Source organism: Cupriavidus campinensis, from assembly GCF_905397395.1.
GTDB lineage: Bacteria > Pseudomonadota > Gammaproteobacteria > Burkholderiales > Burkholderiaceae > Cupriavidus > Cupriavidus campinensis.
Map to the genome: position 1 here is coordinate 17,315 of NZ_CAJPVH010000016.1, position 20,160 is coordinate 37,474.

The following is a 20,160-nucleotide window of genomic DNA, read 5'->3' on the forward strand; positions in this document are numbered from 1 at the left end:
GCCGGCTCGGACCAAATCGGGCAAATCGGGCAAATCGGACGCTACCGGGCCGATCGGCGAGCCCGCCGGACGCCGCCATGTATCACTCTGTATCTGGCGACGGCCTCGCCACAGTGGCATACGCCCAGCCGCGCTGGCGACACATCGGCGATATGCGCAGCGGGTCTGATCGAGGCAAGCCAATCTTCCTACCGGATGCCAATCATGACCCTGCTGATACTTGCCTATATAGGTGGCGCACTCACCATCCTGAGCCCGTGCATCCTGCCGGTGCTGCCCTTCGTGTTCGCCCGCGCCGGCCAGCCCTTCGTGCGCAGCACGCTGCCGATGCTGGCCGGCATGGCGCTGACCTTTGCCGCCGTGGCCTCGCTGGCCTCGGTGGGCGGCGCCTGGGTGGTGCATGCCAATCAGGTGGGGCGCTACGCCGCGCTGGTCCTGCTCACGATCTTCGGCGCGAGCCTGCTGCTGCCCGCGCTGGCGGACCGGCTGGCCCGACCCGTGGTGGCACTCGGCAACCGGCTGGCCGGTGATGGCGACACCTCCACGGTATGGCGCTCGCTGCTGCTCGGCGTGGCCACCGGCATGCTCTGGGCGCCCTGCGCCGGCCCGATCCTCGGCCTGGTGCTGACCGGCGCGGCGCTCAATGGCGCCAGCGTGCAAACGTCGCTGCTGCTGGCCGCCTACGCGGCGGGTGCCGCCAGCTCGCTGGCCGTGGCGCTGGGCATCGGCGGCCGGGTCTTTGCGGCGATGAAGCGGTCGATGGGTGCCGGCGAGTGGCTGCGGCGCGGCCTGGGCGTGGGCGTGCTGGCTGGCGTGGCGATCATCGGCACCGGCACGGACACCGGTCTGCTGGCGCGGCTGTCGGCCGGCAGCACCACCGGGATCGAACAGGCGCTGCTCAATGCGGTGGAAAAGGCCCGCGACATGCCGCCGCAGGCCGCAAAAAACGGCGCTAATGCCGCTAATGCCGCTAATGCCGCTAGCAACGCCAACCACACCAATGACGGCATGCTGCTGGCCGCTAACGACGTCCGCGTGGGCTTCCCGGGCGGTGTGTCGGGCGCGTTGCCCCCGCTGCCGGTCGAAGGCCGCCTGCCCGCGCTGGACGGCGCGGTGCAATGGCTCAACTCGGCCCCGATCACCCGGGAGCAGTTGCAGGGCAAGGTCACGCTGGTCTACTTCTGGACCTATTCCTGCATCAACTGCATCCGCTCCCTGCCCTACCTGCGCGCCTGGGCGGACAAGTACAAGGACCAGGGCCTGACCGTGATCGGCGTACATACGCCGGAGTTCGCGTTCGAGAAGCAGCCCGAGAATGTGCGCCGTGCGGTGGCGGACTTCCGCATCGGCTTCCCGGTGGCCATCGACAGCAATTACAAGATCTGGCGCGCCTTCGACAACAGCTACTGGCCGGCGGCGTATTTCGTCGATGGTCGCGGCAACATCCGCCATCACCAATTCGGCGAAGGTGGCTATGCGACGTCCGAACGTGTGATTCAAGCACTACTTGCGGAAGCCGGCGACAAGTCGGTGGCCACGGGGCTGGTCGCCCCGGAGGCGCGCGGCGCGCAGGCCATGCCTGACCTGAACAACGTGCGTTCGGGCGAGACCTATGTCGGCTACCAGCAGGCTACCAACTTCGCCTCCCCCGGCGGCCTGCGGCCCGATGCGGCGCGCGACTACACGGTCGGCAAGCTGGATCTGAACAGCTGGGGGCTGTCTGGCCGCTGGACCGTGGGAGCGGAGCAAGGGACACTTGACCGCGCCAACGGCACCATCGCCTACCGCTTCCATGCGCGCGACCTGCACCTCGTGCTCGGCCCGGCAGCCAATGGGCAGGCGGTGCGCTTCCAGGTGACCATCGACGGCAAGCCGCCCGGTGCCAGCCATGGCGCGGACACCGACGAGAACGGCAATGGCGCGGTCACGCAAACCCGGCTCTACCAGCTGGTGCGGCAGGCGGGCGAAGTTGGCGACCACACGTTCGAGATCCGCTTCCTCGATCCGGGTGTGCAGGCTTACGCGTTCACCTTCGGCTGAAGATGAATTAGCAACGTAATCGTCACTTTCGCGGGGCTTCCCCGCGCATGCGGTAAACTACGCCCCGTTCTGCCGGCCGGGGCGCCGCTGCATCCAGCCCCTCCCAGCATCATCTGCCCGGCAAACACCCCTCTGCTTCACCTTCGCTCCGGGGACTGCGCCGCCCATCGCGCGCAGCCGCCCGGTCATTGACCTGCGCCCCCCATCGGAGACCTATCCGGGAACCCTTCCGGGAACCCGTCGGCGACCCATCGGGGACCGCGCGCAGGACTGAATCCCTCAGGCAGTTTGTCTGACTCCACCCTCCCGGGGCACGCGTGCGTGTGCCGCGGGCGGTCCGTTTTCCGGAGGACAACGCAATGAAGAAGCCAGCCAGCCTTTGGCTGCTTGCGGCCGGGCTCCTGCCCGTCGCCGCCCACGCCGCACCGGGCGTGACCCTGTACGGCATCGTCAGCTCGGCGGTGCGCTATACGTCGAACATCGACGGTCATCACAACGACCAGGCCGCGCTGGTCTCGGGCGGCATGGTCGGCAGCCGCTGGGGCCTGAAGGGCGATGAAGACCTGGGCGGCGGCCAGCACGCCATCTTCCAGCTGGAAAGCGGCTTCGCCAGCGACGACGGCCGCGCGTCCTACAACGCGCTGTTCGGCCGGCAGGCCTGGGTGGGCCTGAGCGGCGACTGGGGCAGCCTGACCTTCGGCCGCCAGTACAACGCCATCAACAACATCGGCTGGGCGTTCGACCCGCTCGACCAGGGCTGGGGCAATTTCTGGTCCGATCCGCTCTACATCGGCGGGGACATCTTCTTCCAGGACTACCGCATCGACAACAGCGTGGTCTACCAGCGCACCGTGGGGCCGTTCTCCGTGCAGCTGGACTACGGCGCCGGCGAGCAGGCCGGCAGCATGGGGCGCGGCACCACGCTCGGCGGCGGGGTGAAATACCAGCAGGGCCCGGTGGTGCTCGGCGTGGCCTACGACCAGCGCCGCAGCGACGATGGCGCCAACACGCTGCGCAACTACTCGGTGGGGGGCTCCTACGCGGTCGGCAAGGCTACGGCCTACCTCGGCCACATGGGCCGGCGCGAGTCCGCCGGCGACGCGCGCTTCGCCATCTCGTTCGTCGGGCTCGGCTACCAGCTCACGCCGGCGTTCCACGTCTCGGGCGCCTATTACCGCTACCAGCAGTCCGGCGACGTGACCACGCAGTTCCAGGACACTCCGGTGCGGCTGGGCGGCGGCAACGCGGACAGCATCGCGCTGGTGGGCGACTACGCGCTCTCCAAGCGCACCAGCGTCTACGTGGAGGCGGATATCGTGCATGCGCGCGGCGGCGCGGTGGGGCGGGAGACCGAGTACTGGGCCGGCACGCCGGCCACGGACGTGGACGACTCCACCCGCATCGGCGTGATGGTGGGCATGCGGCACCATTTCTGAAGCCGCGCTATCATCGCCCGCTCAGTCCGTTACATCTGTTCAACCCGGGAGCCGGCGATGACCGCGAACATGGACACCATCGAGATCAAGGCGTTTCTGCCGGCGCAGGATTTCGACCTGTCGAAGCGTTTCTACCTCGACCTCGGCTTTACGGAGGCGTGGGGCAGCGACGAGATGGCCTACCTGCACGCCGGGCGCTCCAGCTTCCTGCTGACGCGCTTCTACGAGAAGCCGTTCGCCGAGAACCTGATGATGTCGCTGCTGGTGGTGGATGTGGAGGCGTGGTGGCAGCACGTGGTGGCCCAGGACCTGGGCGCGCGCTACGGCGTGCGCGTGAACCCGCCCGAGGACCGGCCCTGGGGCATGCGCGACTTCACGATCGACGATCCGTCCGGGGTGCTGTGGCGGATCGGCCAGTCCATCGACCAGCCGGCCTGATGGCTGCCTGATGGCTGTCTTGGCTCCCTTCCTTCCGCTTTACGCCTATGTCTTCGATACTTTCCCCCCGCGAGCCCGGCGACGCCGCCTACTACCAGCTTCTGGCCGATAGCTACCAGCGGCTGCTCGGCCGCACGCTGGTGCCCGAGCCGATGCCCGCCACCAAGGCGGCCCGCTGGCTCTACGAGGAAGCGCCGTTCGCGGTACTTGCCCACAACACGGCGCCCGATCCGGTTTTCGTCTACGGCAACCTGGCCGCCCAGCAGCGTTTCGAGTACGACTGGGCCGCCATCACGCGGCTGCCGTCCCGGCTCTCCGCCGAGCCGCCCAATCAGGCGGAGCGGCAGGCGTTCCTGGCGCGCGTGCAGCGCGTGGGCTACGAGACCGGCTACACCGGCGTGCGCATCACCCGCACGGGCAAGCGCTTCATGATCGAGGAAGCCACCCTGTGGCAGCTGATCGACGCCGACGGCGTGCTGCACGGGCAGGCGGTGATCATTCCCCGGACGCGCGACCTGTAGGGAAGCGCCGTGACCGTGCCTTGAACGTCACTTGACCGGCGCTACCAGCGGCACGCCCTTCCGGACCACATAGGTCGCCAGTTCCGACGCCTTGCCACGCCCCACGTTCTTGGCCACGTGCGCGGTGCCGTCCGGGATGAACAGCGCCTCGCCGGCCTTCAGCGTCACCGGCGCGCGGCCCTCCAGCTGGTATTCGAGTTCGCCCGCCAGCACGTAGGCGATTTCCTCGCCCGGATGGGCATGCTTGATCGAGACGGCGCCCGGGTCGAAGTCCACCCGCACCTGCACGGCTTCGCGCCCCGGCGTGCTCAGGTCGCTCTGCACCAGGTCCGTACGATGGAGGCCGACGTTCTGGGCGTGCGCGGCCTGGAACAGCCCCGCGCCGGCCAGCAGGACGGTAGCGGCGAGGATACGGCTGGAGATACGGGCGGGGGTGCTGGCGGGGGTGCGGGCGGGGGTGCGGGTAGCAGTCATGGGAAGCCTTTGCGTTGCAGTGGAATGAGTCGACATTGCAACGCGCCGGTGTGTGGCGCGTGTATCGGGCCGGGGGCGGTTCTGTATGCCGATGTACGAACGCCCGGCGCCGATACGCGGCGATACAATGTCCGCCACGCCCGCCCCGGTGCGGGCCGGCGCCCTCCCCCAACGTAGGTTTCCGACTGCTACCCCATGACCGTAGACAAGCCACTCCTGGACGCCTTCGCCCCGACCGGCGTGCTGCGTGCCTCGATCAACCTGGGCAATCCGATTCTTGCGCACCGCGTTGACGTTCCCGCCGCTGGCGGCGCTGGCGGCGCTGGCGGCGTATCCGTGGACCTGGCCGGCGCGCTGGCCGAGCGGCTGGGCGTGAAGCTCGAGCTGGTGGTGGTGGAAACCGCCGGGAAGTCGGTCGATCTGGTGGCGAACGAGCAGGCCGACATCGGCTTCTTTGCCATCGACCCCAAGCGCGGCGCCAGCATCGCCTTCACCGAGCCCTACGTGCTGATCGAGGGCTACTACCTCGTGCACAACGACTCGCCGGTGCGCACCAACGCGGACGTGGACCACGCCGGCACCCGGGTGGTGGTGGGCAAGGGCAGCGCCTACGACCTGTTCCTGTCCCGCGAACTCCAGCATGCGGAGATCGTGCACGCGCCGTCGTCGCAGGAGGTGGTCCGCACCTTCCTCGAACAGGATCTCGACGTGGCCGCCGGGGTGCGCCAGCAACTGGAGGCGGATATCCGGGGCCTGCCCAACCTGCGCCTGCTGGACGAGCGCTTTATGGTGATCCGTCAGGCGATGGGCGTGCCGAAGTCTCGCGGCGACGCGGCGGCGGCCTTCCTGGCGGCGTTCGTCGAGGAGCGCAAGGCGTCCGGCGCGGTGGCGGCGGCGCTGCAAAAGCACCGCATCCAGGGCGCGACCGTGGCGCCGTTGGCGGCGGGCTAACCCATCGACGAGCCTCAGCGGCCGACGAAGGTCGGCTTGCGCTTCTCCGCGAAGGCCGTCGCCGCGTTCCGATAGTCCTCGCTCTGGTCGCTGCGGCGCGTGGCCTCCGCAATGGCGTGGCGCGCATTCGAGAATAATTGTTAGCGGATCGCAATACATCATTACTGCATTTGTCCGCACTGACCTATCCGTCGAACGCCCCGCTATGCCTTCAGGTCTGCTCCATGCCGCGCAGGCACAGGCTCATCAGCCCCATGCGCCCGCGCACGCCAAGCTTGGTGAAGACCCGGGCGACATGCGCCTGCGTGGTGGATGCCGTCAGGCCCAGCCGTCCGGCGATCTGGTTCTCGGAAGCTGCCGTCAGCAGCAACATCAGCACCTGCTGCTCGCAGGGCTCCAATACATTCAGCAAGGCGGCGGGAATCAGGTGGTCGCAGGTGGGCTGCCGCAAGGCGGTGACGTCGTGCGCCACGCCGAAGCGCAGTTGATGCGTCTCCAGCCAGCGGGCGGACCATGAGAAGTGAACGTCACTGCCGTCGCGGTGCCGGTAGCGGTTCTCGAACCCCGTGCGCCGGTGCCCGGCCATCACCGCGCCCGCCTCACGGAGCGTCCGGTCGCGGTCATGCGGCGCCACCAGTTCGATCATGGTCTGGCCGATGATGGCGGCCTGGGACAGGCCCAGGCTCTCCGCGCACCGCGCATTGACGTAGCGGATCTTCCCAGCCTTGTCGACCAGGAACACCGTGTCTGGCAAGCTGTCCGCCAGCGTCAGGATCGCGTCTTCCGCCAAGCGTTCAATCATGTGTACCGATCCCCGGGGCCGCGACAAAGCCATCGCGACAATGTGGCCGATCATGCCAGAGGATCGGCGTTCACTCCAGCGGCACCGGCCCTACGTCTCGTCCTTGACCGCATGCACGATGTTGTCGCGCAGTGCGATGACCTCCTTCTGCAACTTGGCAAAGGCCGGCGGCGTCAGCCCGCATGCCGACATCAGGTCGGTGCTCGCGGCCTTCTCGCGCACGCGTCGCCCGCTTTTCGTCAGGCTCACGCGCACCTGCCGTTCGTTCTCCGGGTCGCGCTTGCGTTCGACATGGCCCATCGCCTCCAGCTTCTTGAGGATGGGCGTCAGCGTGTTCGACTCCAGGAAGAGCTTTTCGCCAAGGCCGCTGACGGTCTGGCCGTCCGCCTCCGACAGCGCCACCAGGGTGACGTACTGGGTGTAGGTGAGCCCGAGCTTGTCCAGCACGGGACGGTAGAGCTTGCCGAAGGCGAGATTGGTCGAGTAGACCGCGAAGCACAGGAAGTCCGACAGCGGGGTATCCGCGGCGCTTGTCTCATCAATGGGTTTCATCTGCTTCCTCGTCGTGATGGGCCGATGGCAAAGAATACATCGTATGCGACGCAATCGTAAGCGCTGAGCGCCGTCCCCGGCCCACCGCCACGCCGCCCGCCGGGTTTCTTCACGCGCGCCGTACAAACGCCTTGACTTGTCCGGTCCCGTGAACCATTATGCAACGCATGCGATTACATCGCATGCGATTTGTTAAACCACACTAGTTTGAGAGAGACCCTCACCCATCATGACCAAGATCGAAAAAGTACTGTTCACCGGCAAGACCCACACCACCGGCAGCAAGGGCGGCCCGCGCCATCACGGCAACCTCGACCTCCATCTCACCACGCCCGGCAACGACACGGCGCCGACCTATGCCTATGAAGCGGTGCAGTCCCACCCGACGGCTGAACAGCTCTTCGCCGGCGCGTGGTCGGCCTGTTATATCGCCGCGCTGGGCCTTGCGGCCAAGGAGTTGAAGGTGGCGGTGCCGGCCGACCTGTCGGTCGAGATCGAGGTGGACCTGGGCATGACTGGCGCGGACTACTTCCTGCAGGGCCGCATCCACGTCAACCTGCCCGGCGTGGCGCAGGAGGCGGCCGAAGCCGTGGCGCACCGCGCCGATGCCATCTGCCCGTACTCGAAGGCTACGCGCGGCAATATCGACGTCGTGCTGAGCGTCGTCACCGCGTAACGGCGGTAACGGGGGTCATGGCGCAACCGCTTCCGCGTTGCGCCATGCCTGCCTTACTCCCGGTGAATCGCCAGCGGCCCGAACGACTGGGTGACCGGCATCACTTCCACGAAGTTGATGTTGACGCGCGCGGGCAGCGTTGCGGCCCAGAACACGGTTTCGGCGATGTCGTCCGGCGTCAGGGCGTCCGCGCCTTCGTAGACCTTCTCCACGCGAGCCTGATCGCCGCTGAATCGCACCGACGAGAACTCGGTGCCGCCCACCAGCCCCGGCGCCACGTCGGTCACGCGCACGCGGGTGCCTTGCAGGTCGGCGCGCAGGTTCAGCGAGAACTGGCGCACGAAGGCCTTGGTCGCACCGTAGGCGTTGCCGCCCGGATAGGCGTAGGCGCCGGCCGTGGAGCCGATGTTGATCACGTGGCCGCGGTTGCGCGCCACCATGCCGGGCAGCACGGCGCGCGTCATATACATCAGGCCCTTCACGTTGGTGTCGACCATCGTGTCCCAGTTGTCCAGATCAGCCTTCTGCGCCGGCTCCAGGCCCAGTGCCAGGCCGGCGTTGTTCACCAGCAGGTCGATCTCGGCAAACTCCGGCGGCAGCGCGGCCACGGCGGCGGCCACGGCTTCGCGGTCGCGGACATCGAGGATCAGCGGCAATACCTTATCGCGGCCCAGCGCGTCGGCCAGCTCGGCCAGGCGGTCCGCACGGCGTCCGGCCGCAATCACGCGATGGCCCGCCGTGGCGAAACGGCGGGCAATGGCGGCGCCGAATCCTGAGGTGGCGCCGGTAACGAAAACGATCATCTTGCTCTCCAAACTGGGACGGGTTCGGGCACCGATACTACACCGTATCCCCTGCCCCAGCCGTGGCTGGCGACACGCACTGGCTGCCCTGAGACCTGCCGGCGTGGAAGGCCATGGCACTGGGCCGGCGTCCGCCATCCTGGCGGGCGAAACCCCACACGGTCTTCTATAGTTTCTGGACGACCGACCCCGCACCCAAAGGAGCTCGACCATGCCGACCGCGCACGATGACCCTGCCCCGAACGTCTTTGATGCGTGGTCCAGTTCCACGCGGCAGCTGATGCAGGACTGCTCGCGCTACTTCGTGTCGCCATGGCTGAGTCAGCCGATTCTGCCGAACTGGCGCTTTGGGGATACCTACATTGTCTCGGAGGACAATTCGAGGGACCCCGGCATGGAGCGCCGCATCCTCTCGGAAAACAGCTATGGCCGCCAGCTCGGCCGCATCATGGACGCCCTGGAAGTCCTGGTCAAACACCAGAAGCCTGCCGACGACCCCGACAGCAAGGCCGCGCTGAAGGCGTTCCTGGAACTGGCCGAACAGATCCGCCAGATCAAGGCCGAGACCCAGTCCGACCGGGTCGACCAGCTCAGGACCAGCCTGGAGCGGCTGAAGACGCAATGTCCTGATGACTTCCGGCGCCTGATGCACAGCCTGCCCAAGCCGTAGCCCAAGCCGTAGCCCAAGCCCCGTAGCCCCGTAGCCCCCCACCCGTTGGCGCGCCTGCTCACCGCCCGCCCGTGACATCGAGGAAGGTGCCGGTGCTGTAGGACGCGTCGGCGCTGGCCAGCCACAGGATCGCGCGGGCGACCTCTTCCGGCTGGCCGCCCCGGCCCATCGGGATCGAGTCCTTGACGCGATCCACCCGTCCGGGTTCGCCGCCGCTGGCATGCATCTCGGTGTAGATGTGCCCCGGGCGGATGCAGTTGACGCGGATGCCCTCCCGCGCGACTTCCTTGGCGAAGCCGGTGGTGAAGGTCTCCAGGGCGCCCTTGGACGCCGCGTAGTCGACATACTCGTTCGGACTGCCGAGCCGGGCCGCGCCCGACGAGATATTGATAATCACGCCGCCCCGCCCGTTGTGACGCTGGGACATGCGCCGGGCCGCCTGCTGGGCGCAGAGCATGGGGCCGATGGCGTTGACGGCGAAGATGCGCTGCATCCGCGCGAAATCGAGATCCTCCAGCCGGGACTGCCGTGCGAGGATGGCGGCGTTGTTCACCAGCACGTCGATCCGGCCGAACGTCTGGTCGATGGCGGCGAATAGCTGGGCGACCTGCTCGGGGTCCGCGCTATCCGCGCGCACGGCCAGCGCCCGGCGGCCCAGCGCTTCCACATCGGCCACCACTGCGAGGGCGGCGGATTCATTGGCGACGTAGCTGATCGCCACATCGTAGCCCTGTGCGGCGGCCAGGCGCGCGGTGGCGGCGCCCACGCCACGACTGCCCCCCGTGATCAGAATCAGCGGTGCCTGCGGGACGGTATTCATGTTTTGCGCATCCTCATGTGATGATTGATTAACTATTGTGGCAGGCTCAAACCCCCAGGCACACCGCGCCGGCCGCGACGACGATGCAGGCGAGCCAGCGCGTACCGCTGACCGACTCCCGCAGGAACACCCGCCCGATCAGGACCGCGAAGACCACGCTGGTCTCGCGCAACGCCGAGACCGCGCCCATCGCACCCGATTGCAGCGCCCAGATCACGATGCCATAGGCGGCAATCGACACCAGCCCGCCGACCAGCGACGAACCCACCGCCAGCGGCTCGGACCGCACCGGTGCCCAAAGCGGCGCCAGCCCCCGCACCGCGACGAACAACACCGGCATCAGCCAGTAGAACAGGAACATCCACGCCGTATAGCTGAGCGGCTGGTCGCCGGACAACCTGACGCCGATGCCGTCGATCACGGTGTAGAGGGCAATCATCGCCCCGGTGGTCAGCGCGGCCAGCGCCCCCGCGCGGGACGCGCGGTGCCCCTGCAGGGCCATCACGATGATGCCACCCGAGACCATCGCGACGCCAAGCGCCCGCAAGGGGCCGATCGCCTCGCCCGCGAAGAGCGCGGCGCCAAGCGTGACCAGCAGCGGCGACGAGCCGCGCGCAATCGGATACGCCAGCGCCAGGTCGTTGCGGCGATAGGACCGCACCAGACTCACGTTGTAGACGATATGCACGAGCCCCGACGCGACGATGTACGGCCAGGCGGCGCTGGCCGGCAAGGGGTTGCGCAGGACGACGAGCGTGGCGACGGCCGCGATGGCGATGCTCATCCACGTCATCGACAGGAACCGGTCGCGGTTGCCGTGCAGCATGGCGTTCCAGCTCGCGTGGAGCATGGCGGCGAGGAGCACGATACCGCCGGTATAGCTGAGCATTGGGGTGGGAGGGGAGCAGGAAATGCCCAAGAATATCTATCTTGAAGCGGCACGACAAACCAGATAAATTGCCACATCGCGTTAGAAAATCTATTGCCATGAAACGGGTATTGCCGCCGCTCAATGCCTTGCGGGCCTTCGAGGCCGCAGGCCGGCTGGGCAGCTTCAAGGAAGCCGCCGCCGCGCTGCACGTGACGCACGGGGCGGTGAGCCAGCAGGTGCGCCTGCTCGAGGAATGGCTCGGCGCCGCGCTGTTCGAGCGGCATAACCGCCGCGTGACGCTGACGCCGGCGGCGAAAGCCTATCTGGCGGAAATCGGCCCCTTGTTCGAACAGCTCGCGCAGGCCACCGCGCGCTACGGGGTGCCCGGGCCGGTCTCCCGGACCCTCTCCGTCAACGCGCCCGCCACCTTCACCCTGCGCTGGCTGGTGCCGAGGCTGGCCAAATTCCGCGCCGAGCATCCCGATGTGGAGATCAAGGTGGAGACGTCGAACGAGCCGCTGGAGAGCCTGAAGGACGACCATGACCTGATCATCCGAGGGGGTCCGGACACGTTCTACGGCTACGCGATGCGGCCTTTCCTGACCGAGGAGCGGCTGCCGGTTTGTAGCCCGGCGCTGTTGCAGCGCCAGCCGCTCGGGGTGCCGGGCGACTTGCGCCACCACACCCTGCTGCATACCTCGAGCCTGCCGCGCCTTTGGCCGGACTGGCTGGCGAGCGCGCAGATCCCCGGGCTGCGGCCGGCGGCCACGCTGACCTTCGACCACTTCTACCTGACCTTGCAGGCGGCCATCGACGGTATCGGCATCGCCATGGGGCCGACGTCGCTGGTCTCCGACGACCTCGCCGCCGGGCGGCTGGTCGCCCCATTCGCCGGCCCGCGCCTGCCGTCGCGCAGCTATTGCGCCTACGTGCCGGACGAGAAACGGGGCGATGAACTGGTCGGGCTGTTCCAGTCATGGCTGGAACGGGAGGGGATGTGATTCTGCGGCGATGCGCTACGGACCCATACGGATCTGGTATACCATCGCCCGCTAGTCCCCGCCCTCCCAAGACCCCGGCATGAAGTTCAAGGAAATCAGTGCGTTCCAGGCCGTGATGCGCTCCGGCTCGATGACCGCGGCGGCCACCGAGCTGTACACGTCGCAACCGAATGTGAGCCGGCTGATCGCGCAGCTGGAATCGTCCACGGGACTGACGCTGTTCACGCGCAGCGCCGGCCGCCTGATTCCCACCGAGGAGGGCCTGGCTTTCCTGCGCGAAGTGGAACGCGCCTTCGTGGGCCTGGACACGCTCAAGGACGCCGCCCGCAACATTCGCCAGTTCGGCAAGGGCCGGCTGCGCATCGCCACGGTCCCCTCGCTGGCCATGACCGTGCTCCCGCTGGTGCTGCAGCGGTTTCATGCCGACTACCCGGGCGTCAACGTCGCCATGGAAACCGGCAGTACGCAGCTGGTGGCCGACAGCGTCGGCAGCCGCTACTGCGACCTCGGGCTGGTATCGTTCCTGCCCCCCGCCGCCGTCACCGATGCCCAGCCCGTGGCCGAACTCGCGGGCTGCTGCGTGCTGCCGCCCGGCCATCGCCTGGCCAGTCTGGACGTCATTACGCCCGCCGACCTGGCCGGCGAGTCCTTTATCTCGATGAGTCACGGGGATGGCCTGCGCGCCGCCGTGGATGCGGCGTTCGCCGCCGACGACCGGCGTGTCATGCACTTCGAGACCCCCTACGGGGCCACCATCTGCAAGATGGTCGGGCTGGGGCTGGGCGTGGGCATCGTCAATCCGCTGGTCGCCCGCATGCACGCCGCCGAGGTGGTGGTCCGGCCATTCCGGCCGCGTATACCGTTCGTCAGCTACCTCCTGCTGGCCCGGAACCGGCCCGCCAACGTGCTGGTGGACCGCTTTATCGAGCGGCTGAAGGAACTCATCGCTGCCGAAACGGCATCCCTGCCACCGGGGCTATCAGGTTTTCGTATAGACGCCTGACAGACTCGTATTTGCGCGCGCGGCGCGCGCTCCGCATACTGGCTCGCACTGACACACCGCTGTTTCGGCTGGTGTTTTCATGATGCTTGCGAGTACCAGACATGATTTCCAGCAGGGCCCAAGGCCCGCAATCCCCTCACGGAAGGCGCTGCAGATGACCGCAGCCTCCACCTCCCGACTCCCCGTGTTCGACGTTGCCGTCATCGGCGGCGGCCTGGTCGGCTCGGCCGTGGCCTACGGCCTGCGCGGCAGCGTGGGCACGATCGCCGTGCTCGACGAGGGCGATATCGCCCTGCGCGCCTCGCGCGGCAATTTCGGCCTGGTCTGGCTGCAGAGCAAGGGCTACGGCATGGGCGCGTACAGCCGCTGGACGCTGAACTCCACGCGGCTGTGGCCAAAACTTGCAGCCGGCCTGCTGCAGGAGACCGGCATCGACGTGGCCCTCGAGCAAAAAGGCGGACTGACGCCGCTGATGGGCGACTACGAGATCGAGGCGCGCCTGGCCTGGGTCAACACACTGATGTCACAGCCCGGCGTAGAGCCCTACGAATGGAAGTTCCTGGATCATCACCAGGCCGCTTCGCTCGTGCCCGGCCTGGGTCCCGATGTCACCGGGGCGATCTGGACGCCGCACGATGGCATCGTCAATCCGCTCAAGCTGCTGCGCGCCTTCCATACCGCGTTCAGCACCAGCGGGGTCGAGTACCTGCCGCACCACGGCATCACGGACATCGTGCAGCAGCCTGGCGGCGACTTCGTGCTGACCACGCCGAATGGCACCGTGCGGGCGCGCAAGATCGTGCTGGCCGGCGGCCTGCGCAACGGCGACCTGGGCCGCATGGTGGGCATCGACCTGCCGATGGCCCCGCAGCGCGGCCAGATCCTGGTGCTCGAACGCACGCGCCGCCTGCTGGACACGCCCATGGTCACGCTGCGCCAGAACGACGAGGGCAGCTGGCTGGTGGGCGACTCCCAGGAAGAGGCGGGCTACGCCGAACAGGTCACCACGCTGCCCATACTGGCCACGCTGGCCGACCGTGCCGTGCGCACCCTGCCCGCGCTGCGCGACGTGCGCGCGGTACGCGCCTGGTCCGCGCTGCGCGTGCGCGCCAAGGACGGCTTCCCGGTCTACGAACAATCGGCAACGCACCCCGGCGCGTTCATCGTCACCTGCCATAGCGGCGTGACGCTGGCCGCCACGCACGCGATGCACCTCGCCCCCATGATCGCCGCTGGCGAGCTGCCACCCGAGCTGGCCACTTTTTCGACCCGGAGATTCCATGTTCAGACGCATTGACGCGGCCGTCCTGCAAGCGACGGATCGCAAGGTACGGGTCACCGTGGATGGCACCGCGCTGGAATGCCGGGAAGGCGACAGCGTGGCGGCGGCCCTGTTCGCCGCCGGTGTGCTGGCCTGCCGCGACACGGCCGTTTCCGGCGCCGCACGCGGCCCCTATTGCATGATGGGCATCTGCTACGACTGCCTGGTCCGCATCGACGGCCGGCCCAACCAGCAGGCCTGCATGGCGCGTGTGCGCGATGGCATGACCGTGGAACGCCAGCACGGCGCGCGCGAGGTGGCGGCATGAGCATCGAGATCGCTACCACTACGTGCGACCTGCTCGTGGTCGGCGCCGGCCCTGCCGGGCTGGCTGCGGCCACCGAAGCTGCCGCGCTGGGCCTGTCGACGGTACTGATCGACGAGCAACCGGCCCCGGGCGGACAGATCTACCGCGCGATCAGCAGCACCCCGGTGCAGAACCGCGCGATCCTGGGCGAAGACTACTGGCACGGCCTGAGCCTGCTGGAGCCCTTCGCCAGGAGCGGTGCACGCCATCTGCCGGCGGCAACCGTATGGTCGGTCAACACGCTCGACGCGCAGCCTGGTACGGAGGGCGATGGCGACGGCGATACCGATACCGATGGCCGGGCCGCCGGCTTCGAGGTCGCGTATTCGGTGGCCCACCCCGGCCAGGACCCGCAGGCCGCGCTGCTGCACTGCCGCCACATCATCCTGGCCACCGGCGCGCAGGAGCGGCCATTCCCCATTCCGGGCTGGACCTTGCCCGGCGTGATCACGGCCGGCGCCGCGCAGATCCTGCTGAAGACCTCCGGCGTGGTGCCCGAAGGGCGCACGGTGCTGGCGGGCGGCGGGCCCCTGCTCTACCTGCTCGCCTATCAATACCTGAATGCCGGCGTGAAGCTCGAGGCGATTCTCGAGACGACCGATAGCGCCCAATGGCGCAAGGCGCTGCCGCACGCCTGGGGCTTCCTTCGCTCGCCTTATCTCGGCAAGGGGCTGAAGCTGCTGCGCGCGGTTCGCAAGGCCGTGCCGATCGTGAGCGGCGTGACGGCGCTTGAAGCCATCGCCGGCGCCGGCGGCCAGGTCGCCGAGCTGCGCTATCAGGCGGCGGGCCAGCGCCACAGCATGGCGATCGACCAGTTGCTGCTGCATCAGGGCGTGGTGCCGAATACCAACCTCTCGCGCGCCATTGGCGCCGAGCATGTCTGGAACGAGCGCCAGGACTGCTGGGAGCCGATGGTGGATGCGTGGGGCGCGACGTCGATGCCGCACGTGAGCATTGCCGGGGATGGCGCAGGCATCGCGGGCGCCGTGGCCGCCGAGCATCGGGGCCGCATCGCCGCCGTGCATGCCGCTGCCGCGCTGGGTCGCATCGGCAAGGCAACCCGTGACGGCAAGGCCGCCTCGCATCAGGCGGCGCTGGCGCGCGCCACGCGGGGCCGCGAGTTCTTCGAGGTGCTGTATCGCCCGCTGCCGCAGTTCCGCCGCCCAGTGGGCGACACCATCGTCTGCCGCTGCGAGGAAGCCACCGCCGAACAGGTGCGCCACGCCGCGCGCATCGGCTGTCAGGGCCCGAACCAGCTGAAGGCGTTCCTGCGCTGCGGCATGGGGCCGTGCCAGGGTCGTCTGTGCGGGCTGACCGTGACCGAACTGATCGCCGACGAACAACAGCGCCATCCGCGTGACGTGGGCTATTACCGGCTGCGGTTTCCCACCAAGCCGGTGACGCTTGGCGAGATCGCCACGCTGCCGCAGACCCAGGCGTCGCGGGACGCCGTGGTCCGGTTCAAGAAGTAAAGCGCAGTAGGCAGCAACATGAAAACAGAAGCGAGGACCGGGTCATGCATGGCATCCCGCGTCCCGCCAGTCGAACCAGCACAGCGACGACATCCTGAGAGCACTCCTCAACCCCCTTATCGAGAATCAACCATGGCGTTTTCCAAGATCGTCCCCGCTCTCGCCCTCGCACTGGCCGCCGCCCAAGGCATGGCCCAGGAACTGCCGCCGGGCCCGATGCGGATGCTGGTCGGCTTCGCGCCGGGTGGTGGCAACGATGTCATCGCCCGCACGGTCGCCACGCAGTTCCAGCTGAACACCAAGACCACCATCGTGGTGGAGAACAAGCCGGGCGGCGGCAGCACCATCGCCACCGCCGAGATGGCGCGCGCCAAGCCGGATGGCTCGGTGCTGCTGCTGGGCTCGGTGGGCGGCCAGGCGATTGCGCCGTCCATCTACAGCAAGCTGCCGTACGACCCCGTCAAGGGCGTGCAGCCGGTCTCGCTGGTGGCCAAGTCCGCCAACGCGCTGGTCGTGAACAATGACCTGCCGGTCAAGAGCGTGCAGGAGCTGCTCGCCTACGCCAAGGCCAATCCGGGCAAGCTCAATGTCACGTCGCCGGGCAATGGCACGATCTCGCACCTGTCGGCCGAACTGTTCAAGAGCATGGCTGGCGTCTCCATCACGCACATCCCCTATCGCGGCGATGCGCCGGCGATGCAGGATGTGATGGCGGGTCAGGCACAGATGACCTTCGCGAGCCTGCCATCGGCCAAGGCGGGGGCCGATTCCGGCAAGGTGCGCATCCTCGCCGTGACCAGCACCAAGCGCGTGGAAACCATGCCGAACGTGCCGACCATCGCCGAGTCCGGCGTGCCCGGCTATGAAGTGGTGTCGTGGTACGGCGTCTTCACCACGGGCGGCACGCCGATGCCGACGGTGAACCGCCTCGCACAGGAGATCGCCGCCGTGGTGGCGCAACCTTCCATCCGTGATTCGATCGCCAAGCAGGGCATGGAGCCCAGCGCGCTGGGCCCGGTGGAGTTCACGCAACTGGTGAACCGTGACGCCCAGAAGTGGGAGAAGGTCGTGAAGACCGTCGGCATCAAGCTGGACTGACCAGCGGGATGACCCAGGCAGGGCGGGCGTTGAGTGGCTCAACGCCCGTTACAGGGAGGATCAACGCAGCTCCCTTGCCAGATATCCCGCCGTCCGGCTCACCTCCACGCTTGCAATCTCGCTTGGGCGGCCGCAAGCCACGACGCGACCGCCCTGTTCTCCGGCACCGGGCCCCATGTCGATCACCCAGTCCGCCTGTGCCACGACACGCATGTCGTGTTCGACGACCACGACGGTGTTTCCCGCATCCACCAGTTCCTGCAGTTGCACCAGCAGGCGGTCCACATCGGCCGGATGCAGTCCATTGGTGGGCTCGTCCAACACGTAAAGCGTGTCGCCGCGCTGCGCGCGTTGCAGTTCATTGGCCAGTTTGATGCGCTGTGCCTCACCACCCGAGAGTTCGGTGGCGGGCTGCCCCAAGCGAAGGTATCCCAGTCCGATATCACGCAACGCCTTCAGCGATCGCATCACCGGCGGCTCGTCCGCAAAGACGTCGCATGCCGCATCGACGGTCAGACCGAGGATGTCAGCAATATTCCTGCCCTGCCAGGCAATCTCCAGTGTCTGCGGCTGATAGCGCGTGCCATGGCAGGTGGAGCACGGTGCATAGACACTCGGCAGAAACAGCAACTCCACGCTTACAAAGCCCTCGCCTTCGCATGTCGGGCAACGACCTTGTGCCACATTGAAGGAAAAGCGCCCTGGCGTGTAGCGCCGTCTGCGCGCCGCGGGGGTGTCCGCGAAAAGCTTGCGCACATGATCGAACAGTCCGGTATAGGTAGCGAGGTTCGATCGCGGCGTGCGGCCAATCGGTTTCTGATCGACGCGCACCAGGCGGCGCACCGCTTCCATGCCGCCCGTGATGCGCCCTTCCGTCGGCGCATCCGTTACCGCGAACAGCGGATCGCGCTCCTCGTCGGCATCGTTGTCGGTCGCGCGGCCCAGATGACGGTTCACCAGTTCCGGGAGTGCCTGGCTGATGAGGCTCGATTTCCCCGAACCCGAGACACCCGTCACCGCCGCGAAACATCCCAGCGGGATTGCAGCATCGAGCTTGTGCAGATTGTTGCGGGAGACATGCGCGAGCTGGAGCCAGCCTGCCGGATCACGCTGCATTCGCTGCGGCGCCTGGTGCTGGCCAAACAGATACCCTGCGGTACGCGATGCCGACACCGCCGCGAGTCCGTCAGGCGGCCCGCTATAGAGCACACGTCCGCCGCCCTCACCCGCGGCCGGTCCAACGTCTACGATCCAGTCCGCGTGGCGCATGGTCTCCGTGTCATGCTCGACCACGAACAGCGAGTTGCCGGCCGCCTTCAATCGTCGCAACGCCAGCAACAGCGCCTCGCCGTCGGCTGGATGCAGCCCGGCCGATGGCTCGTCGAGCACATAGACCACGCCGAACAGCTGGGACGACAATTGCGTAGCGAGCCGCAGCCGCTGCAATTCGCCCGACGACAGGGTCGGTGTGCTGCGGTCCAGCGACAGATAGCCCAGTCCGAGATCGATGAGCGTGGACACCCGCTCCATCAGCTCTTCCGCGATGCGTTGCGCGGCCAGCCGCTTTTCGTCGGAGAGGTTGGGCGTGCGGCGCACGTCGGGCGCCACCTTGTGCGCGGAGCCTCCCGCGGCGACGCGCCTCGCCGTGGCAGCGCGCATCGCTTTCGTGCTCAGCACCGCGCCGGATGCTACATCGGGGCTCGCCCACTCTCCGTGCGCAATGGGACGCATGATCTCCGCCACGCGGGCAAGGGGAAGGTGCGCGAACTCGCCGATGTCGATGCCCCCGAACGTCACCGACAACGCTTCCTTCTTGAGCCGCTTGCCGTGACATGCCGGGCATTCGCGCCCCAACATATATTGCGCCACCCGCTTCTTCATCAACGCGCTCTGCGTCGTGGCAAAGGTCTGCAACACATAGCGGCGGGCGCCCGTGAACGTCCCCTGGTAGCTGGGCTCCAGCTTGCGCTTGAGCGCAGCGCGCACTTCCCTGGGCGTAAAGCCAGCGTAGACCGGCACCGTGGGCTGTTCCTCGGTGAACAGGATCCAGTCACGATCCTTCTTCGGTAGCTCGCGCCAGGGCTTGTCCACGTCGTAACCGAGCGTGACCAGGATGTCGCGCAGATTCTGTCCATGCCATGCGGGCGGCCATGCCGCAATCGCGCGCTCGCGTATCGACAACGAATCGTCGGGGACCATGGACTGCTCGGTGACATCATAGATTCGCCCCAGACCATGGCAGGTGGGGCAGGCGCCCTCCACCGTATTTGGCGAAAAATCCTCCGCATACAGCATTGGCTGCCGGGCAGGATAGGTGCCGGCGCGCGAATAGAGCATGCGCACAAGACTCCCCAACGTGGTGACACTCCCGACGGTGGAACGTGCATTCGGCGTACCGCGCTGCTGCTGGAGCGCAACGGCCGGCGGCAGTCCTTCGATGGCGTCCACCTCCGGCACGCCGACCTGATCGATCAGCCGTCTGGCATAGGGGGCTACCGACTCGAAGTAGCGCCGCTGTGCTTCCGCATAGAGTGTGCCGAACGCCAGGGACGACTTCCCTGAACCCGAAACGCCGGTGAAGACCACCAGCGCGTTCCGAGGGATATCGACATCCACGTTCTTGAGATTGTGCTCACGCGCACCGCGCACGCGGACGAAGTTGCCTGCCACGCCGCCGGCGGCAGCCGGCAACGTGTCGTCCTGTGTCAATTGGCCCTGGCGTTTTTCATCCTTCATGCGAACTGGCCGTACTCGTTTCTGATTCGCTTGCTCGGAACCGGCACTCTTGCAGAAATTCCCGACGGAATCTACGGCTTTCAGCTAATTCGTACGTGGTCGGGGACCGCGAGCGGCGGCAATAGTCCCGCAAGGCAGGAACCATGCCAAGGAGGGGGTGAGGACGAG

At 67.5% G+C, this 20,160-nt stretch carries 20 protein-coding genes; 13 read left to right on the forward strand and 7 right to left on the reverse strand.

Translation table 11 applies throughout. The features are described from left to right. The first annotated feature begins 204 nt into the window (after positions 1 to 204). The 4 genes from KHO18_RS11820 to KHO18_RS11835 all read left to right on the forward strand — a co-directional run bounded on the left by KHO18_RS11820 (position 205) and on the right by KHO18_RS11835 (position 4,435). The gene (locus KHO18_RS11820; RefSeq protein WP_144199977.1) at positions 205 to 2,040 is read left to right on the forward strand and encodes a cytochrome c biogenesis protein DipZ; all 1,836 of its coding nucleotides are present in this window, start codon (positions 205 to 207) and stop codon (positions 2,038 to 2,040) included. Between the two features lie 359 nt (positions 2,041 to 2,399). After that, complete coding sequence (locus KHO18_RS11825; RefSeq protein WP_144199975.1) at positions 2,400 to 3,476, forward strand: porin; 1,077 nt, start codon at positions 2,400 to 2,402, stop codon at positions 3,474 to 3,476. Between the two features lie 57 nt (positions 3,477 to 3,533). Beyond that, on the forward strand, positions 3,534 to 3,914 hold the full coding sequence (locus KHO18_RS11830; RefSeq protein ID WP_092295655.1) for a VOC family protein: 381 nt from the start codon (positions 3,534 to 3,536) through the stop codon (positions 3,912 to 3,914). A gap of 47 nt (positions 3,915 to 3,961) precedes the next feature. Beyond that, entirely contained in the window at positions 3,962 to 4,435 is a 474-nt protein-coding gene (locus tag KHO18_RS11835; protein WP_144199972.1) for an MEKHLA domain-containing protein, read from the forward strand. Between the two features lie 27 nt (positions 4,436 to 4,462). On the opposite strand, the gene KHO18_RS11840 is transcribed toward KHO18_RS11835, so the two are convergent. Further along, positions 4,463 to 4,909 carry a cupin domain-containing protein gene (locus tag KHO18_RS11840; protein WP_211943252.1) on the reverse strand — a complete coding sequence of 149 codons (447 nt, stop codon included), beginning with the start codon at positions 4,907 to 4,909 and terminating at the stop codon, positions 4,463 to 4,465. A 195-nt stretch (positions 4,910 to 5,104) separates the two neighbouring features. Here KHO18_RS11840 and KHO18_RS11845 point away from each other — a divergent pair, with 195 nt between their 5' ends. Then, positions 5,105 to 5,860, forward strand: coding sequence for a transporter substrate-binding domain-containing protein (locus tag KHO18_RS11845; protein WP_144199968.1), 756 nt, complete (start codon positions 5,105 to 5,107; stop codon positions 5,858 to 5,860). Between the two features lie 211 nt (positions 5,861 to 6,071). Here the strand turns inward: KHO18_RS11845 and KHO18_RS11850 are convergent, their stop codons facing one another. Both KHO18_RS11850 and KHO18_RS11855 read right to left on the reverse strand, forming a co-directional pair. Then, positions 6,072 to 6,662 (reverse strand): PAS domain S-box protein, encoded by a 591-nt coding sequence (locus KHO18_RS11850; RefSeq protein ID WP_186296899.1) that lies wholly within the window; start codon positions 6,660 to 6,662, stop codon positions 6,072 to 6,074. Positions 6,663 to 6,752: 90 nt separating this feature from the next. Continuing rightward, positions 6,753 to 7,214 (reverse strand): MarR family winged helix-turn-helix transcriptional regulator, encoded by a 462-nt coding sequence (locus tag KHO18_RS11855; protein ID WP_092295696.1) that lies wholly within the window; start codon positions 7,212 to 7,214, stop codon positions 6,753 to 6,755. A 229-nt stretch (positions 7,215 to 7,443) separates the two neighbouring features. Here KHO18_RS11855 and KHO18_RS11860 point away from each other — a divergent pair, with 229 nt between their 5' ends. Beyond that, on the forward strand, positions 7,444 to 7,890 hold the full coding sequence (locus KHO18_RS11860; protein ID WP_211943253.1) for an Ohr family peroxiredoxin: 447 nt from the start codon (positions 7,444 to 7,446) through the stop codon (positions 7,888 to 7,890). 53 nt (positions 7,891 to 7,943) lie between these two features. Here the strand turns inward: KHO18_RS11860 and ydfG are convergent, their stop codons facing one another. Beyond that, complete coding sequence (gene ydfG / locus KHO18_RS11865) at positions 7,944 to 8,693, reverse strand: bifunctional NADP-dependent 3-hydroxy acid dehydrogenase/3-hydroxypropionate dehydrogenase YdfG (protein WP_144199964.1); 750 nt, start codon at positions 8,691 to 8,693, stop codon at positions 7,944 to 7,946. A 211-nt stretch (positions 8,694 to 8,904) separates the two neighbouring features. Between ydfG and KHO18_RS11870 the strand changes: the two genes are divergently transcribed. After that, positions 8,905 to 9,363: a hypothetical protein gene (locus KHO18_RS11870; protein WP_144199962.1), complete on the forward strand. Its 459-nt coding sequence runs from the start codon at positions 8,905 to 8,907 to the stop codon at positions 9,361 to 9,363. A gap of 58 nt (positions 9,364 to 9,421) precedes the next feature. Here the strand turns inward: KHO18_RS11870 and KHO18_RS11875 are convergent, their stop codons facing one another. Together KHO18_RS11875 and KHO18_RS11880 are read right to left on the reverse strand one after the other, a co-directional pair. Beyond that, positions 9,422 to 10,183 carry an SDR family oxidoreductase gene (locus KHO18_RS11875; protein WP_144199960.1) on the reverse strand — a complete coding sequence of 254 codons (762 nt, stop codon included), beginning with the start codon at positions 10,181 to 10,183 and terminating at the stop codon, positions 9,422 to 9,424. Positions 10,184 to 10,229: 46 nt separating this feature from the next. Next, on the reverse strand, positions 10,230 to 11,072 hold the full coding sequence (locus tag KHO18_RS11880) for a DMT family transporter (RefSeq protein WP_144199958.1): 843 nt from the start codon (positions 11,070 to 11,072) through the stop codon (positions 10,230 to 10,232). A 98-nt stretch (positions 11,073 to 11,170) separates the two neighbouring features. Between KHO18_RS11880 and gcvA the strand changes: the two genes are divergently transcribed. From gcvA to KHO18_RS11910, 6 genes are all read left to right on the forward strand, one after another. Beyond that, positions 11,171 to 12,055: a transcriptional regulator GcvA gene (gene gcvA / locus KHO18_RS11885; RefSeq protein WP_144199956.1), complete on the forward strand. Its 885-nt coding sequence runs from the start codon at positions 11,171 to 11,173 to the stop codon at positions 12,053 to 12,055. 79 nt (positions 12,056 to 12,134) lie between these two features. Continuing rightward, on the forward strand, positions 12,135 to 13,058 hold the full coding sequence (locus KHO18_RS11890; protein WP_144199954.1) for a LysR substrate-binding domain-containing protein: 924 nt from the start codon (positions 12,135 to 12,137) through the stop codon (positions 13,056 to 13,058). 154 nt (positions 13,059 to 13,212) lie between these two features. Next, a complete protein-coding gene (locus tag KHO18_RS11895) occupies positions 13,213 to 14,355 on the forward strand; it encodes an NAD(P)/FAD-dependent oxidoreductase (RefSeq protein WP_144199952.1) in 1,143 nt (380 codons plus the stop codon). Then, on the forward strand, positions 14,339 to 14,647 hold the full coding sequence (locus KHO18_RS11900) for a (2Fe-2S)-binding protein (protein WP_211943254.1): 309 nt from the start codon (positions 14,339 to 14,341) through the stop codon (positions 14,645 to 14,647). Before KHO18_RS11895 ends, KHO18_RS11900 begins: the two co-directional genes overlap by 17 nt. Next, positions 14,644 to 16,158, forward strand: coding sequence for an NAD(P)/FAD-dependent oxidoreductase (locus KHO18_RS11905; protein WP_211943255.1), 1,515 nt, complete (start codon positions 14,644 to 14,646; stop codon positions 16,156 to 16,158). Before KHO18_RS11900 ends, KHO18_RS11905 begins: the two co-directional genes overlap by 4 nt. Before the next feature lie 132 nt (positions 16,159 to 16,290). After that, on the forward strand, positions 16,291 to 17,256 hold the full coding sequence (locus tag KHO18_RS11910; RefSeq protein ID WP_244844723.1) for a Bug family tripartite tricarboxylate transporter substrate binding protein: 966 nt from the start codon (positions 16,291 to 16,293) through the stop codon (positions 17,254 to 17,256). A gap of 60 nt (positions 17,257 to 17,316) precedes the next feature. On the opposite strand, the gene KHO18_RS11915 is transcribed toward KHO18_RS11910, so the two are convergent. Continuing rightward, positions 17,317 to 19,992 (reverse strand): excinuclease ABC subunit UvrA, encoded by a 2,676-nt coding sequence (locus KHO18_RS11915; RefSeq protein ID WP_211943256.1) that lies wholly within the window; start codon positions 19,990 to 19,992, stop codon positions 17,317 to 17,319. Between the last annotated feature and the right edge of the window lie 168 nt (positions 19,993 to 20,160).

What these genes read in the sequence shown, in the direction of transcription:
- KHO18_RS11900 (WP_211943254.1), top strand. Translation starts at nt 14,339, where the DNA reads ATGTTCAGACGCATTGACGCGGCCGTCCTGCAAGCGACGGATCGCAAG.
- KHO18_RS11855 (WP_092295696.1), bottom strand. Translation starts at nt 7,214, where the DNA reads ATGAAACCCATTGATGAGACAAGCGCCGCGGATACCCCGCTGTCGGAC.
- ydfG (WP_144199964.1), bottom strand. Translation starts at nt 8,693, where the DNA reads ATGATCGTTTTCGTTACCGGCGCCACCTCAGGATTCGGCGCCGCCATT.
- KHO18_RS11915 (WP_211943256.1), bottom strand. Translation starts at nt 19,992, where the DNA reads ATGAAGGATGAAAAACGCCAGGGCCAATTGACACAGGACGACACGTTG.
- gcvA (WP_144199956.1), top strand. Translation starts at nt 11,171, where the DNA reads ATGAAACGGGTATTGCCGCCGCTCAATGCCTTGCGGGCCTTCGAGGCC.
- KHO18_RS11840 (WP_211943252.1), bottom strand. Translation starts at nt 4,909, where the DNA reads ATGACTGCTACCCGCACCCCCGCCCGCACCCCCGCCAGCACCCCCGCC.
- KHO18_RS11820 (WP_144199977.1), top strand. Translation starts at nt 205, where the DNA reads ATGACCCTGCTGATACTTGCCTATATAGGTGGCGCACTCACCATCCTG.
- KHO18_RS11890 (WP_144199954.1), top strand. Translation starts at nt 12,135, where the DNA reads ATGAAGTTCAAGGAAATCAGTGCGTTCCAGGCCGTGATGCGCTCCGGC.
- KHO18_RS11895 (WP_144199952.1), top strand. Translation starts at nt 13,213, where the DNA reads ATGACCGCAGCCTCCACCTCCCGACTCCCCGTGTTCGACGTTGCCGTC.
- KHO18_RS11870 (WP_144199962.1), top strand. Translation starts at nt 8,905, where the DNA reads ATGCCGACCGCGCACGATGACCCTGCCCCGAACGTCTTTGATGCGTGG.
- KHO18_RS11830 (WP_092295655.1), top strand. Translation starts at nt 3,534, where the DNA reads ATGACCGCGAACATGGACACCATCGAGATCAAGGCGTTTCTGCCGGCG.
- KHO18_RS11880 (WP_144199958.1), bottom strand. Translation starts at nt 11,072, where the DNA reads ATGCTCAGCTATACCGGCGGTATCGTGCTCCTCGCCGCCATGCTCCAC.
- KHO18_RS11860 (WP_211943253.1), top strand. Translation starts at nt 7,444, where the DNA reads ATGACCAAGATCGAAAAAGTACTGTTCACCGGCAAGACCCACACCACC.
- KHO18_RS11825 (WP_144199975.1), top strand. Translation starts at nt 2,400, where the DNA reads ATGAAGAAGCCAGCCAGCCTTTGGCTGCTTGCGGCCGGGCTCCTGCCC.
- KHO18_RS11845 (WP_144199968.1), top strand. Translation starts at nt 5,105, where the DNA reads ATGACCGTAGACAAGCCACTCCTGGACGCCTTCGCCCCGACCGGCGTG.
- KHO18_RS11910 (WP_244844723.1), top strand. Translation starts at nt 16,291, where the DNA reads ATGGCGTTTTCCAAGATCGTCCCCGCTCTCGCCCTCGCACTGGCCGCC.
- KHO18_RS11835 (WP_144199972.1), top strand. Translation starts at nt 3,962, where the DNA reads ATGTCTTCGATACTTTCCCCCCGCGAGCCCGGCGACGCCGCCTACTAC.
- KHO18_RS11875 (WP_144199960.1), bottom strand. Translation starts at nt 10,183, where the DNA reads ATGAATACCGTCCCGCAGGCACCGCTGATTCTGATCACGGGGGGCAGT.
- KHO18_RS11905 (WP_211943255.1), top strand. Translation starts at nt 14,644, where the DNA reads ATGAGCATCGAGATCGCTACCACTACGTGCGACCTGCTCGTGGTCGGC.
- KHO18_RS11850 (WP_186296899.1), bottom strand. Translation starts at nt 6,662, where the DNA reads ATGATTGAACGCTTGGCGGAAGACGCGATCCTGACGCTGGCGGACAGC.